This window comes from Streptomyces sp. NPDC002181, assembly GCF_042890485.1.
Classification (GTDB): Bacteria; Actinomycetota; Actinomycetes; order Streptomycetales; family Streptomycetaceae; genus Streptomyces.
In genome coordinates, this window is sequence record NZ_JBIASC010000021.1 from 10,001 (window position 1) to 21,511 (window position 11,511).

13 protein-coding genes (1 of these 13 running past the window's edge) are annotated in these 11,511 nt (G+C 70.2%); 5 read left to right on the forward strand and 8 right to left on the reverse strand.

Features of this window, described 5'->3' with window-relative positions:
- From ACFYXV_RS32835 to ACFYXV_RS32845, 3 genes are all read right to left on the reverse strand, one after another.
- Positions 1-314, reverse strand: partial view of a papain-like cysteine protease family protein gene (locus tag ACFYXV_RS32835; protein WP_389384910.1) — the 5' portion only. Its footprint begins 250 nt before the window's first position; the window shows 314 of its 564 coding nt (coding positions 1-314); it begins with the start codon at positions 312-314; its stop codon lies beyond the left edge, outside the window.
- A gap of 308 nt (positions 315-622) precedes the next feature.
- Complete coding sequence (locus ACFYXV_RS32840) at positions 623-1,417, reverse strand: hypothetical protein (protein ID WP_389384911.1); 795 nt, start codon at positions 1,415-1,417, stop codon at positions 623-625.
- Positions 1,418-1,703: 286 nt separating this feature from the next.
- A complete protein-coding gene (locus tag ACFYXV_RS32845) occupies positions 1,704-2,330 on the reverse strand; it encodes a WG repeat-containing protein (protein ID WP_389384912.1) in 627 nt (208 codons plus the stop codon).
- Positions 2,331-2,558: 228 nt separating this feature from the next.
- Here ACFYXV_RS32845 and ACFYXV_RS32850 point away from each other — a divergent pair, with 228 nt between their 5' ends.
- The 4 genes from ACFYXV_RS32850 to ACFYXV_RS32865 all read left to right on the forward strand — a co-directional run bounded on the left by ACFYXV_RS32850 (position 2,559) and on the right by ACFYXV_RS32865 (position 5,719).
- On the forward strand, positions 2,559-3,077 hold the full coding sequence (locus tag ACFYXV_RS32850; protein WP_389384913.1) for a MarR family winged helix-turn-helix transcriptional regulator: 519 nt from the start codon (positions 2,559-2,561) through the stop codon (positions 3,075-3,077).
- A 151-nt stretch (positions 3,078-3,228) separates the two neighbouring features.
- The gene (locus tag ACFYXV_RS32855) at positions 3,229-3,702 is read left to right on the forward strand and encodes a hypothetical protein (RefSeq protein WP_389384914.1); all 474 of its coding nucleotides are present in this window, start codon (positions 3,229-3,231) and stop codon (positions 3,700-3,702) included.
- A gap of 119 nt (positions 3,703-3,821) precedes the next feature.
- Positions 3,822-4,676 carry an NmrA family NAD(P)-binding protein gene (locus ACFYXV_RS32860; RefSeq protein ID WP_389384915.1) on the forward strand — a complete coding sequence of 285 codons (855 nt, stop codon included), beginning with the start codon at positions 3,822-3,824 and terminating at the stop codon, positions 4,674-4,676.
- Positions 4,677-4,903: 227 nt separating this feature from the next.
- Positions 4,904-5,719: an SAM-dependent methyltransferase gene (locus tag ACFYXV_RS32865; protein ID WP_385473957.1), complete on the forward strand. Its 816-nt coding sequence runs from the start codon at positions 4,904-4,906 to the stop codon at positions 5,717-5,719.
- A 114-nt stretch (positions 5,720-5,833) separates the two neighbouring features.
- Here the strand turns inward: ACFYXV_RS32865 and ACFYXV_RS32870 are convergent, their stop codons facing one another.
- The gene (locus tag ACFYXV_RS32870; protein WP_389384916.1) at positions 5,834-6,778 is read right to left on the reverse strand and encodes an alpha/beta fold hydrolase; all 945 of its coding nucleotides are present in this window, start codon (positions 6,776-6,778) and stop codon (positions 5,834-5,836) included.
- Between the two features lie 90 nt (positions 6,779-6,868).
- Between ACFYXV_RS32870 and ACFYXV_RS32875 the strand changes: the two genes are divergently transcribed.
- Positions 6,869-7,477 (forward strand): TetR/AcrR family transcriptional regulator, encoded by a 609-nt coding sequence (locus ACFYXV_RS32875; RefSeq protein ID WP_389384917.1) that lies wholly within the window; start codon positions 6,869-6,871, stop codon positions 7,475-7,477.
- Between the two features lie 249 nt (positions 7,478-7,726).
- Here the strand turns inward: ACFYXV_RS32875 and ACFYXV_RS32880 are convergent, their stop codons facing one another.
- The 4 genes from ACFYXV_RS32880 to ACFYXV_RS32895 all read right to left on the reverse strand — a co-directional run bounded on the left by ACFYXV_RS32880 (position 7,727) and on the right by ACFYXV_RS32895 (position 11,405).
- Entirely contained in the window at positions 7,727-8,863 is a 1,137-nt protein-coding gene (locus tag ACFYXV_RS32880; RefSeq protein WP_389384918.1) for a hypothetical protein, read from the reverse strand.
- Positions 8,864-8,911: 48 nt separating this feature from the next.
- Positions 8,912-9,064, reverse strand: a complete 153-nt coding sequence (locus tag ACFYXV_RS32885; RefSeq protein WP_389384919.1) for a hypothetical protein — start codon at positions 9,062-9,064, stop codon at positions 8,912-8,914.
- Between the two features lie 43 nt (positions 9,065-9,107).
- On the reverse strand, positions 9,108-9,812 hold the full coding sequence (locus ACFYXV_RS32890; RefSeq protein ID WP_389384920.1) for a hypothetical protein: 705 nt from the start codon (positions 9,810-9,812) through the stop codon (positions 9,108-9,110).
- A gap of 222 nt (positions 9,813-10,034) precedes the next feature.
- A complete protein-coding gene (locus tag ACFYXV_RS32895; protein ID WP_389384921.1) occupies positions 10,035-11,405 on the reverse strand; it encodes an MFS transporter in 1,371 nt (456 codons plus the stop codon).
- Positions 11,406-11,511 lie beyond the last annotated feature (106 nt).

Genomic DNA, 11,511 nt, shown 5'->3' on the forward strand with positions numbered 1-11,511 from the left:
AGGCCCGAGCCGGTGTGGGCCATGCCGAGGCTGCTCCAGCCCCTGGCCATGTCGTCGAGCGTGGCGGGCTGGTTGTTGCAGCCGTAGTAGGGCTGGGCCCGGTTGCAGAAGTCCGTCTGCGTGGAGCCTAAGCCCTGGAACTTGGCGATGGTCAACCCGGAGGCGACCCAGCACCACTGGGTCTTCTCCTGCTTCAGCATGCTGATGGCGTCCTGGCCCGCTTCGGCGTGAGCCGTGCCGGCCTCGGCCGCGAGCGATCCCAACGTGGCCAGCACGATGGCCGACGCCGCGGTGCCATACCTGGATTTGCCCATGTTCCTGCCTTCCCCCTGATGGGTGCAACGAGATGAGCGGAACGATCTGATGCGAATATGACAGCGCTGAATTCCGAAGGCATAGGAGCCCACTGTCAATTCAACCCGTACTGATTACTTGTCATGTAATCGTGCCAATAACGGCTGTTTCATTTGGGGCGGGCGCTGTCCCGTGATGCACGGCCGAGCGGAGTGCACGCCCGAGGTCTCCGGTGAGGACCGCTTTGGCCTGAGGGGTCCAGAGCCGGTCGATGTGGTCGTCCGGCAGGATCAGTGCGCGACGCGCGCGGACGCATCGGTCGATTCTGTTAGTGCGGTGCTGGGTCCGTGACGGCGGCGAGCCAGAGCTGGATCTCCACGTCCCCGTCGCCGCAGCGCAGGGACAGCTCGGCTCCGGGGAGCGGCTCACCGAAGCGGGCGGTGAGCCGGCCGGCCGCGTCCGTCTCGATCTCGCCGAACCGTTCGACCGCCCAGTCCTGGAGGAAGGAGAAGTCGTGCTGGTGCTCGGCGTAGAGGAAGGCCTCTGCGACCACGCTCATGGCACCCCACCAGGCGTCGTCGTCCGCCTCCGGATCGTCCTCCGGCTCGGCGGGCTCGTACGGGTCCTGCCTGGAGTCGAAGATCAGCGAGCAGGGCTCGAACCAACGGGGCTCGGCGGCCAGCAGCTCGACCGCGAGCTCGCCGATGTCCCGATGCGGGGCACCGGGATAGACCAGGTAGGAATGCGCCTCCCCGCAGTGGGCGGGGTCGACGCGCGGCTGGCTGCCTGCGGACGTGGTGGTTTCCCACAGGGTCTCTCCGGCCGGGTCCATCAGCCGCAGGGCGGCGCCGTCCGAGGCGGCCACGACCCGGCAGACGTCCCGGCGGTCGCGGTCCACGTGGGCGACGCCGCCGTCACGGGTGACGAAGGCGGCGAGTCCGGTCCCGGAGCCGAACCCGAGAACCCGGCCGTCGGCGTCGGTGAGGGGCTCCAAGTGGTGGACGGGGATGAACCGTTCGTCGGAGCGCAGAACGCCCCATGCCCGGCCGGAGGGACGGTCGGCGGCGGCAAGGGCCCCCTCGGAGCCCTCCTCCAGGTGCCAGGCAGTGGGCCACCGCGGCACCGGCGAAGTCGAAATCCTCCGCCCGTTCGTAGACACTGCGCGATGGCCTCCTCCCCGGTGGCGTCGAGGTAGCCGTGTGCGTAGCCGTCGTCGAAGCGGACCAGGCCGCACCGGAAGTCCTGCGCCAGCCGGTCCGCCGCCTTGATCACCACTTCGCCGCAGGCGTTCAGGAAGCCGCGGAAGTGGTTGCCGACAGAGCCGCCGAGGACGTAGGCGAGGCCGTTCTCGTCGAAGGGGCCCGGCATCGGGAAGGACGGTTCGACGATCCACGCGCCGTTCTCGCCGATCAGGCCCCACAGGTCGCCCACCCGCACGACTGCCGCCCCGTCGGGGCCGAAGGCTTCGCGCCGTCGAAACGCGGCCCGATGACCATACGGCCCGTGCGGTCGACGTATCCGCAGCGGCCGCCGTCCGCCATCCGCACGCCGGCGAGCCCGTTCGGCGCGAACGGGCCCGCCGCGGCGTACTGCGGGCGGATCACGAAGCCGCCCGAGGTGTCGATGAACCCGACCCCGTCCTCGGTACGGGCGGCGGCCACGCCCTCGCGGAACACGCCGGCCTTCGTCCAGGTCGCCGCGATGACGGGTATTCCGTCCGCCCCGGCGTACCCCCAGTGGCCGTCCGGAGCCTGGAAGCGGGACAGTCCGCCGTCCTCGAACGCGCCGGTGCACGCGAGCGCCGGTGCGCCCGGCCAAGCACCGCGGTGATCGACGTAGCCACAACGGCCCTCGTCATCGGCGGCGGGCGCGACGAATCCGCCCCGGCGATCCGGGTGGAGCGGCCCGACCGCGCTCAACTCCGGTGCCCGCACCAGCCGTCCGTCGGCGGACACGAGGGCGTACCGCTCCGCGGAGCCTGACGGCCCCGGGCAGGGGACGGCGTACGGCGGCGAAGCGGTGGTGCCGGCCGGCATGCTGCGGCCCCTCGCCGGGGGTCGCGGCGGCGTCGCCCGACCGGGACCGCGGATGATCAGGAACGGCCCATGCCAAAGGGTGTCGCAGAAGCCCTGGGGGCGTGGCATCCCTCGTACACGGTGGGGCGTTGCGGGGTCGAGTCGTGGCGGGCGGAGCGTTCAGCGGATGACGACGGCAGAGACCGAGGCGCCTTGACAGCCCAAGTGATTAGCCGCCATATTACTTACATGACGAGGGACGGCATCGACGGCGAGGCACCCACGCTGGACCAGGCCAGGCGGCAGGTCGAGCACTACGGCCTGGAGGTCGATCCACAAGCCGTACTGGTCGCGGTGCGGCTGATCTCGGCGGGCGCGAGGGTCGGCCGGGCGGCCGAGGCGCACTTCGCCAGGTTCGGCCTGTCGACCGGGCGTTACCGTCTGCTCGCCGACCTCGAAGACCACGGCGGGGAGAAGTCCCCCTCGCACCTCGCGGCCGATCTCGATGTCTCCAGGGCCACGGTCACCGGCCTGCTGGACGGCCTCGAACGCGAGGGCTTGATCGCCCGCCGCCCGTCCGCGGAGGACGGCCGGGGCACGGTGGCCGTTCTGACCGCGCGCGGTGCGCAGCGCTTGCACGACATGGCGCCCGAGCACTTCGGGCGGCTTGAGGCGATGGTGGGCGCGCTTTCCATCGAGGAGCGCGCGGTGTTCCTGGATCTGCTCGCCCGCGTCGTGCGCGGAAGTACTGCCCTGGTCGCCGACTGACCCGACTCTCAGCCGATGTGGCCCCACCTTCCAGGTAGGGCCCCATTTTTACGGTGTAGTAGTTAGCCACCTAATTACATTGGGGGGTAGGCCATGCCGTCTCCGCCGCGCCCCCCTTCGCTTCCCTGACACGCATGAGAAAGAGGCCAGCATGCCCGCAACGAAGGACAGGACCAGCCGAAACCGTGCAGCCTCCCGGACAACTCGACCGTTCACCTTGTGGCGCGAGGTGCTGACCGCCTACGCCGCCCCCGCGGTGATGGCCGGTACCGCCGGAGTGGTCACCGGGCAGCAGGACCTGGCCGTGGCCGCCTGCACCTCCATCGCCGGCACCTCCGCCGTGGTGGCGTTCCTGGTCGGCACCTGGCTGCGGCACGGCGGGCAGCCCCGACCGTGGACCACCGCCATGCCGCGCGTCGTCCTGACCGCCGCACTCGCCATCACCGCAGCCGGCTCGGCGGCACTGCTGGGATGGTTCACCGGCCAGTGGCTACCCGCCCACAGCCCGATCCCCGCAACCCCGTGGCTGGAGCGCCTGCGCATCGATCTGCCCGTCTCCGCGGCCCTCGCCACCACCGTCGTCACCCTGCGCTGGCGCAGCACCACCACAGCATCCCCGGCATAGCCCCTCCAGGCACCGGGCCCACCCGCCTCACGGGCCCGAGCCCGAATCCCACCACACCCACCCCGGCAGCACCCGCCGCCGTGAAGTCAGCAAGGAATGAGCACACGATGATCGTTGTCATGGGATCGACCGGAGCGACCGGAAACGCCCTGCTCCACAGCCTGCTCCCACTCGGCACACCCGTCCGCGCACTGACCCGCACCCCGCACAAGCCGATCCCCGGCATAACCGGTGCACGCCACACGCCCGTCGAGGTTCAGTACGCGGACGCCACCGATCCCCACTCCCTGCACGCCGCCTTCAAGGGCGCCGGCCAGCTCTTCCTCGCCATGGCCAACAGCCCCGCACAGGTCGAACTCGAAACCCGCGTCATGGACATCGCCGCCCACTCCGGCATCGGACACATCGTCAAGGTCTCCGCACCCGCCGCCGAACCCGACTCCCCCGTCGCCATCTCCCGCGGGCACCACGCCGTCGAGGAACACCTGAAGGCCGGCGGCCTCGCCCATACCGTTCTGCGCCCTTACGCGTTCATGCAGAACCTCCTGCGGCTGGCCCCCACCGTCACCCAAGGCGTCATCTTCGGCACGTCGGGCGACGCGCCTTTCAACCACATCGACTGCCGCGACATCGGCGACGTCGCCGCAGCCGCCCTCACCGACCCGGGCATCGCCGGCGGCACCTACGCACTGACCGGACCCGAAGCCGTCTCCTACCCCGAACTCGCCTCCAGGCTGACCACCCTGACCGGCCATCGGGTCCGTTACGTCAACCTCACCCCGAACGAACTGCGCGACCACCTCATCCACCGCGCCCACATGCCCAGCCGGCTCGCCGACCACGTGACGGAGATCCAGCAACTCGCCGTTGCCCGACCCGAAACGCCCACCACCACCGTGACCGACATCCTCGGGCGCCCGCCCCGCACCCTCGACGCCTTCCTGGACGAACACCACGCCCACTTCCGCCGATAGGGAGCCGCCTCGACGTCCGGGCGGAGGCCTGATCCTGCCGCGGCGGGGTCGGCCCAGGACGGGTGGGTCGGCGCGCCGCACAGCTCAGCCCCAAGGTTGGCGACCGTATTGGTCACACCATCGGCTGGATTCCGGTGCGTCATCGGAGTCGGTGCCCCGTTCGGCCTACCGGTCTCACTAGTGTCCGGTGGCCGACCGATCCCATCGAAACCGCCCGCGAGGCCCGCATGTCCAGTACAACGACCCAGATCGATCCGACGAAGCCCAGTATCGCCAGGGTGTACGACGCGTTCCTGGGTGGGACCGACAACTACGAGGTGGACCGCGAAGTGGTCCGGAGTGTGCAGAAGGCCGCTCCGGAGGCTGCGGACCTGGCGGTCGAGAACCGCGCCTTCTTGATCCGTGTCTGCCGCTTCCTCGCCGGCCAGGCCGGCATCACCCAGTACCTGGACTGCGGGTCGGGCCTGCCGACCGCCGAGAACACCCACCAGGTGGTACAGCGCGTCAACCCAGGCGCCCGCATCGTCTACGTGGACAACGACCCCCTGGTGCTGGCCCACAGCCGCGCGCTGTTGGACGGCAACGAGAGCGCCGTCATCACCGCCGAGGACATCTTCGAACCGGAGAGGCTGCTCGGCAACGAACTCGTACGGTCCCATCTGGACTGGGACCAGCCGATCGCGCTTCTCCACATGGGCACACTGCACCACCACAACGGCGAGGACACGCGCACGCGCACGGACATCATGCGCGCCTACCTCGACGCCCTTCCGTCCGGGTCGTACGTGGCGATCAGCCACTTCCTGGATCCCGAGGACGAATACAGTCCGACCGCCCGGAAGATGGAGGACATGTTCCTGCACAGCATGATGGGCAGCGGCACCTTCTCCACAAGGGCCGAACTGGAGGAGCTGTTCAACGGGTTGGAGATGGTCGACCCGGGCCTGGTGCGGTGCGCCGACTGGTGGCCGGACGGCCCGCGGCTCAAGTCTTTGAGCGCAGCCCAGCGGTGCATCGCCGGCGGCGTCGCCCACAAGCCGTAGTCCGCACGCACCACACCGCGCGGAGTCCGGCACACGCCGCCATGGGTTCCGCGCGGCCCCGCCCGGAAGTACTCGCGAACGGAGGTGGGTGGCCGCTGAGCAGCGCGTCGCGGACTACCCGACACGCTCGTGATCGATGAACGCGGTCAACGCGTCCACCGTTGCGTCGGGCTGCTCGTCGGGAATGAAGTGTCCGGCTTGCGGGATGACGACGCCGCTCGCGTTCTTGGCCCATGGACTCAGGGAGGCGGCCATGTCGGGGATCGAGCCATGGGAGCTGGAGATTCCCAGGACCGGGACGGTCAAGTGCCCCCGTTCGAGAGCGGCATGATTCTTGCGCGCCGATTCCGCGGCGTCGCGGTAGTAGGCGAGAGACGCCGAAAGCCCTCCCTCTGCCGCGATGGCGGCGGCGTAATGGCCGATCTCGGCGCCGTCGAAGGTGTTCGGTGACAGGGCCTTGACCTTCAAGAACCAGCCGACGTAGTCACGCTCGCGGCCGGCGAGCAGGGTCTCGGGCAGTTCCGGCACCAAGTGGAAGGCGAAGTGCCAGGTCTTCCAGGCCCGGTCGGGATCCGTTGGGATGGAGTCCGGGAGGCTGATTCCGGGGATGCCGGCGTCAAGCAGAGCGACACCATGCAGGCGCTCTTCGTACTCCAGGGCGAGCGAGAAGGCGACCCAGGCCCCGATGTCGTGGGCGACGAGCCAGTACTTCGGCACGTTGAGCGCGGTCAGCGCGGCCTGGACGCGCGAAGCGACGGTGTACGTGTCGTAGGCCCCTTGAGGGCGGTCGGAGTGGCCCTGGCCCGGCAGGTCGATCGCGATCACGTGGAATCGCTCGGCAAGACCCGGCATCACCTTTCGCCAAGCCCACCAGGTCTGTGGGAATCCGGCGAGCAGGACGACGGCAGGACCGGCCGGCCGGCCGCCTTCCACGGCATGGAGTCGGATTCCCTCCGCGTCGACCCAGCGGTGAGTGAAACCCGCCAGGTCGTACAGCGGCAACCCGGGGACCGGGTTCTGGTCGCCGGAGCGGTCCGGGGCCATGGCGTCGTCGGTCATGTTCGGGAGCCTACTGCATCTTGAACTGATCAGTTCAAGATAGGATGAGCAGGGCCCCGACGGCTGGTACGAGAACGAGGTGCACGCGTGATGGCCGGGAAGAAGCAGTTCGACGTGGACATCGTGCTCGACGCCGCGATGGTCCAGTTCTGGCGGGCCGGATACGCCGACACGTCTCTCGACGACCTCTCCAGGACGACCGGACTGAACCGCAGTTCCATCTACTCCTCGTTCGGCGACAAGGACGCGCTCTATCTGCGCTGTCTGGACCGGTACGCCGCGCGGTACGGAAACGAGTACGACCAGGCGCTTTCATGTGCGTCCGAGGAACCGCTCCAGGCGGTACGGGCGTTCTTCGAGGTCACCCTGCAGCGCATCGCCGACCCTGACGTACCTGATGGATGTCTGATCGCCCAGACCGCGATGGCGGCGCCGGCGCTCAGCCCCACCATCGCCGCACGCGCGATCGAAGCTCTGGACTCTCAGCACGCACGGCTGCGGACCGCCTTGAACGCCGCGCAGTTGACCGAAGGCGATGCCGACGACTTCGCGGTTCACATCACGGCGGTCAACCAGTCGCTGGCCGTGATGAGCAAGACCCGGGCGAGCCGGAAGCAGCTGCGCACGGTCGTCGACATCAGCATGAGTGCGCTCTCGCACGCCTTGCGCGCCCCGAGCCGGCCTCGCCGTTTCGCCTGAGTACGGCGGATGTTGGGGCGGAAACGCGAAGGCACCAGGTTTCCGCCGGTCGCCGAGCTGACCGTGCAGCTGCTGCGCGGCTTGGCGATCTCGATGTGCTCTACCGCGACCACACCGCCCAAGACGCCCTGACGGCGCGGGGCCGTCAACGCGCGACTGCGCCCCGGCGCCCGGCCCCTGTGCGGGGTCGGGCGGCGGGGCGCAGTCGTCGAAGGCGCTCCAGGAAGGCTTCGACGGCCGTGTCCGGTGTCAGCCGGACTTGGTCTTGGACTTGGACGTCGACGTGCCGACGAACGTGGCGTAGACGGAGCCGTTGCCGCCGGTGTTGCCGTTGGAGATCACCGGGACGCTCGTGATCGTGTCGGTGTTGGCAGCCGCCCAGCTGCCGCCACCGCCGCCGCCACCGCCGGTGATGGCCTCACCGCCGCCACCGCCGCCGCCCCCGCCACCCCAGCCACCGCCGCCGCCTCCGCCGCTGCCGTAGTTGGTGCCGTTGGTCCGCCACTCGCCCTCGCCGCCCTGCCCGGCGTTGCCGAACAGGAGGGAGGTGTTGTTCGTCCAGCTCGCCCCCGCGTTGGGGCCGTTGCTGGTGTGGACCGGGCCTCCCAGGCCGCCGATCCCGTCGATGCCGCTGGTACCGGCCTTGTGGTCCACACCGGAGCCGCCCCGGCCCCCGTCGCCACCGTCACCGTTGCTGCCACCGCTGCCGCCGGCACCGGTACGGGTGAGACCGGTGGTCGCCTTGCCGTTGCCGCCCTTGGATCCGGCCGAGATGATCTGCCCGGAGACCGCGGTGCCGCCGTTGCCGCCGGCGCCGCCGTTGCCGTTGGCGTTGCCCTGGCCACCGCCTCCGCCACCGGCGGCGTCGGCGAGCAGTGTGGTCGTGGTGCAGGTGCCGTAGCCGGAGATGCACGGGTTCTGGGTGGTCAGGTCCACGCCGGAGACCAGGGTCGAGGCGCCGCCGCGGCCGCCGGCGGAGGTCGCGCCGAGCTGCCCGACGTAGTAGTACAGCGTTTGTCCGAACGCCGATTGGAAGCTCGATACCGACGTCACGGTCTGCGCCTTGCCACCGTTGCCGCCGTCGCCGCCGCGGTAGAGGCCGCCGCCGTTGCTGCCGTACCGTCCGGCACCCCCGTAGGCGGTGATGACCAGGGGGGTGGTCGTGGACAGCGACGTCTCGGTCGCCGCCTGGGCGGCCGCCAGCAGGGCCGTGGTGTCGTACGAGGACGCACCGTCCGGCAGCAGGCAGGACACCACGCCGGTCTGGATCTCACCGCAGTCGATGTCGGTGGTCGTGGCCGAGGCGGTCGGTGCGGAGAGCGCCAGGACGGAGACCAGGCATGCGCCGGCCCCCAGGACCTTGACGGCCCTTTCCGATCTGAGCATGAAATTCCCTTCAGGGGCGGGCGGATGGGCCCGGCGTACGATCTACGATCACGAAGCGCATGGCGCGGCGGCCGCCACGATGGCGTTCGCCGTCGAGGTGTTCGGGACGGTGGCCGTCCGGCTGTCGAGGGTGCTGTCGGCGAGGCCGGCGGAGAACACGGTGACCTCCTCGCCGGGGCCGGAATCACGGGTCTGTGGCATGGGTCGGACCCGTCACTCACCACGGCGCGGCGGCGCAACCCGGTCAGTTCCGGTGGGGCTCCCCGTGCGAGTCCTCGTACGAGTCCTCAGGTGAGTCCTCGCGGGGTCCCTGTCCCTGCTCCTTGCGCGGATCCTGTGCCTGCTCCTCGCGGGGCCCCTGTCCCTGCTCCTTGCGCGGATCCTGTCCCTGCTCCTCGCGGGGTCCCTGCCCCTGCTCCTTGCGCGGATCCTGTCCCTGCTCCTCGCGGGGACGATGGCCGGGCTTCTTCCCGCCGCTGCCGTCCTCGGCCGCGATCACCCGGAACGCGATCGACTGCCACAGCTGGGAGCCGTGCCCGGCGAGCTCCAGCTGATACTCACCCCTGAGGAGGTGCCGGCCGTGCCGCTCGGGAACCCTGACCGTGCCGGAGACCTCTCCGTCGGCGTCGGCGAGGAGGATGGCCAGGGTCACGATGCGCCGGCCGGCACGCCAGTCTCCGTCCCCGTCGAATCCCTGCAGGGCGCGGGCATCATCGTCGGCACGCCCCCGCGGGACCAGCCGTACGTACACCTCCTCGTTCGGCCAGTAGCGACTCGCGGACACAGTGAAGCTCTCACCGTGTGCCACGGTGCTGCGGTCGACGACGATGGTGGAGTAGGGGGCCGGGTTGACCGCGGACGACGGCGCTGCCGACGCCACGGCCGAGCCCCCGCTCAGCACTGCGGCTCCCGCCGCCAAGGCGACGAGCCATCGCGGGTTTCTGGGCATGGTGGGAGATCTCCTTCAGAAGCGGAGGGTCACGCCGGCATGTCCTTCGAACACCGGCCCGCGATCCGTAGACATTTGCGCCACGAGCCAAACAACCACGCCGCACCATCCCCTGGACGGCGTCGGCCTTCCACCCGTACGGCCGACGTCGCGCACCACGTCCGACGCGGGAGCCGGTCGGGCCAGGTCCCCGGAACGCGCGAGAGCACGGCCGCAGGGGCTTCAGGAGGCCGTGCGGGGGTTCCGGTTCGGCGGGATGCAGTAGAGCGCGAGGACGGCCGCTGTCAGGTAGGCGGCCGCGCCGATGCCCATGCTGATGCGCAGTCCGGTGGTGAAGTCGGCGGTGGAGGCGAGCAGTGAGCCTCCCAGTGCGACGCCTGTGGCACTGCCGATCTGGCGGGTGGTGTTGAACAGGGCCGAGGCGGTACCGGAAAAGCCATGGGGTGCGGCTGCCATGACGGTGGTGGTCGAACCGGTGAGGGCGAAGGAGGTGCCGAAGCCCGCGGCCATCATGGGCGCGATGAGCAGCGGGTAGCCCGGGTCCGCTCCGGCGGCGGCCCAGCCTGCCAGGCCCGCTGCTCCCAGCAGCATGCCGGCGACCACCAGGGGGCGGTCTCCGGTGCGTCGTGCCAGTTTCCCGGACAGGACGGAGGCGAACATCGTCATCGCCACCGCGGGGAACAGGGCGAGCCCGGTGCGCAGGGCGCTCAGGCCGCGGTGCTGCTGGAAGTAGAGGCTGGCGGTGAAGACCATGCCGTAGAAGGCGAGGTTGAACAGCAAGCCGATCACGGCACCGCCGCTCAACGCACGGGAGCGCAGGAGCCGCAGCGGCAATACGGGTGCCGCGGCCAGGTGCTCGCGCAGGACGAACGCGGCGGCGGCCACAAGGCACAGGCCGGCTCCGGTCAGGATCAGGGGGTCTGTCCAGCCGCGCCGTCCGGCCTCGTTCAGGACGGCGGTCAGCAGGGCGACGGTGGCGACGACCGCGCACTGGGCGGGCCAGTCCAGTGAGCGGCCGGACTGCCGGGGTGAGGGGGCCACGTGGCGCAGGGTCAGCAGCAGGCAGGCGCATCCGATGGGCAGGTTGATGAAGAACACCCAGCGCCACCCGATGGTGGTGACGATGAGGCCGCCGAGGAGTGGGCCGGCTGAGGCTGCGATGCCGGCCATCGAGCCCCAGAGCCCGAAGGCGCGGGAGCGTTCGGCGGATGAGGGGTAGGCCTGCTGGAGGAGGGCGAGCGAGCCCGGCACGGTCAGCGCCGCTCCGGCCCCCTCCAGCAGCCGGGCAGCGATCAGGGTGCCGGTGTGCTGAGCCAGCCCGCATCCTGCCGAGGCCACGGTGAACACCACGACCCCGGTACAGAAGACCCGGCGGTTGCCCAGCCTGTCCCCGAGCGCGCCGCCGGTGAGGAGGAGGCCGGCGAAGGCCAGGGTGTACCCGTCGGTGATCCACTGGATCCCGGTGAGCGAAGCCGACAGCTCCCGTCCCACGACGGGAACGGCGACGTTGACGATGGTCACGTCCAGGATGACCATGAAGTAGCCCGCACAGACCGCGAGCAGCGGCACCAGGGACCGGGGTTCTGCCGGCATCTGCCCCCAACTCTCAGAGGCACCTTGGCCTGAGACGTCCTGCGGATCGTCCTTCATCAATGTTGTCAGGATCGCGGGACCAAGCCCTGCCGACACGACAAGGCTC

Excerpts from the sequence above, each read along its gene's own strand:
- ACFYXV_RS32870 (WP_389384916.1), bottom strand. The coding sequence starts at position 6,778 with ATGACCGACGACGCCATGGCCCCGGACCGCTCCGGCGACCAGAACCCG.
- ACFYXV_RS32890 (WP_389384920.1), bottom strand. The coding sequence starts at position 9,812 with ATGCCCAGAAACCCGCGATGGCTCGTCGCCTTGGCGGCGGGAGCCGCA.
- ACFYXV_RS32845 (WP_389384912.1), bottom strand. The coding sequence starts at position 2,330 with ATGCCGGCCGGCACCACCGCTTCGCCGCCGTACGCCGTCCCCTGCCCG.
- ACFYXV_RS32850 (WP_389384913.1), top strand. The coding sequence starts at position 2,559 with ATGACGAGGGACGGCATCGACGGCGAGGCACCCACGCTGGACCAGGCC.
- ACFYXV_RS32860 (WP_389384915.1), top strand. The coding sequence starts at position 3,822 with ATGGGATCGACCGGAGCGACCGGAAACGCCCTGCTCCACAGCCTGCTC.
- ACFYXV_RS32895 (WP_389384921.1), bottom strand. The coding sequence starts at position 11,405 with ATGCCGGCAGAACCCCGGTCCCTGGTGCCGCTGCTCGCGGTCTGTGCG.
- ACFYXV_RS32885 (WP_389384919.1), bottom strand. The coding sequence starts at position 9,064 with ATGCCACAGACCCGTGATTCCGGCCCCGGCGAGGAGGTCACCGTGTTC.
- ACFYXV_RS32880 (WP_389384918.1), bottom strand. The coding sequence starts at position 8,863 with ATGCTCAGATCGGAAAGGGCCGTCAAGGTCCTGGGGGCCGGCGCATGC.
- ACFYXV_RS32865 (WP_385473957.1), top strand. The coding sequence starts at position 4,904 with ATGTCCAGTACAACGACCCAGATCGATCCGACGAAGCCCAGTATCGCC.
- ACFYXV_RS32875 (WP_389384917.1), top strand. The coding sequence starts at position 6,869 with ATGGCCGGGAAGAAGCAGTTCGACGTGGACATCGTGCTCGACGCCGCG.
- ACFYXV_RS32855 (WP_389384914.1), top strand. The coding sequence starts at position 3,229 with ATGCCCGCAACGAAGGACAGGACCAGCCGAAACCGTGCAGCCTCCCGG.